The following is a 1,640-nucleotide window of genomic DNA, read 5'->3' on the forward strand; positions in this document are numbered from 1 at the left end:
ATCGGCGCGGGCGGCAGCCTGTCAGGCAGCAGCCCGGTGAATCTGGCCGGTGCGGGCGCGACCTTCGACGTCAGCGGCGCGACCACGCCGCAGACCACGGGCACGCTGTCGGGCGTCGTCGGTTCGACGGTGAACCTCGGCGGCAACAACCTGACGCTCGGCGGCACGGGCAACGGCACGTACGGCGGCACGATCGCGGGCGCGGGCGGCAGTCTCACGTTGTCGGGCACGGGCACCGAAACGCTGACCGGCAACAACACGTACACGGGCGGCACGACCCTGAGCGGCGGCGGCACGCTGGTGGCGGGCAACGGCTCGGCGCTCGGCACGGGTGCGCTGAACACGAGCGGCGCAGGCGGCACGCTGGCCGCGAGCACGCCCGGCACGACGCTCGGCAACGCGGTGAATCTCGGCGCGGGTTCGACGCTGACGGTTGGCGGTGCGAACAATCTGGGTCTGGGCGGCGCGATCGGCGGCAGCGGCAACCTCGCGGTCAATGGTCCTTCGACGACGACGCTGTCGGGCGCGAACACCTACACCGGCAGCACGACGATCGGCGGCGGCAGCACGCTGGCGGTCGGCGCGGGCGGCAGCCTGTCGTCGGGCAGCGCGATCGACCTGTCGGGCACGGGTGCGACGCTCGACCTGAGCGCGGCGACTTCCGCGCAGACGACCGGCGCGCTGTCCGGCGGCGCGGGCACGAACGTCAACCTGGGCGGCAATACGCTGACGCTCGGCGGCGCGGGCAGCGGCACGTACGGGGGCGTGATCGGCGGCACGGGCGGGTTGACGCTGTCGGGCACCGGCACCGAAACGCTGACGGGTACCAACACCTACACCGGCGCGACGACGATCAACAGCGGCACGCTCGCGATCGGCGGCAACGGCAGCCTGTCGTCGAGCAGCCCGGTCAGCCTGACGGCGGCCGGCGCGACGCTCGACCTGAGCGGCGCCGCGTCGCCGCAATCGACCGGCGCGATCTCGGGTGTGGCCGGCTCGACGGTGAACCTGGGCAACAACAACCTGACGCTCGGCGGGTCGGCCAGCGGTACCTATGCGGGCAACATCGCCGGCACCGGCGGCGTGACGATGTCGGGCACCGGCACGGAAACGCTGACGGGCAGCAATACGTACACGGGCGCGACGACGATCAACAGCGGCACGCTGGCGATCGGCGCGGGCGGCAGCCTGTCGGGGACGACGCCGGTGAGCCTGACGGGTGCGGGCGCAACCTTCGACCTGAGCGGCGCGACCACGCCGCAGACGACCGGCACGCTGTCGGGCGTGGCCGGTTCGACGGTGAACCTGGGCGGCAACAACCTGACGCTCGGCGGTTCGGGTAGCGGTACTTACGACGGCACGATCGCGGGTGCGGGCGGCAGCCTGACGCTGGGCGGCACGGGTACCGAAACGCTGACCGGAGTCAACACGTACACGGGCGGCACGAGCCTGACCGGTGGCGGCACGTTGATCGCGGGCAATGGTTCGGCACTGGGCACGGGCGCGCTGAACACGAGCGGCGCGGGCGGCACGCTCGGCACGAGCGTGGCCGGCACGACGCTCGGCAACGCGGTGAACCTCGGCGCGGGGTCGACGCTGACGGTTGGCGGTGCGAACAATCTCGGCCTGGGCGGAGAGAC

At 72.7% G+C, this 1,640-nt stretch carries 1 protein-coding gene; it reads left to right on the plus strand.

Features of this window, described 5'->3' with window-relative positions:
- Nucleotides 1-1,640: autotransporter-associated beta strand repeat-containing protein (locus tag AP428_RS34210; RefSeq protein ID WP_197285630.1), on the plus strand; the 1,640-nt coding region annotated here is incomplete at both ends.

Origin of the sequence: Burkholderia sp. E168m22 (assembly GCF_001319805.1) — a bacterium.
In the GTDB taxonomy this organism is placed as follows: Bacteria; Pseudomonadota; Gammaproteobacteria; order Burkholderiales; family Burkholderiaceae; genus Burkholderia; species Burkholderia orbicola.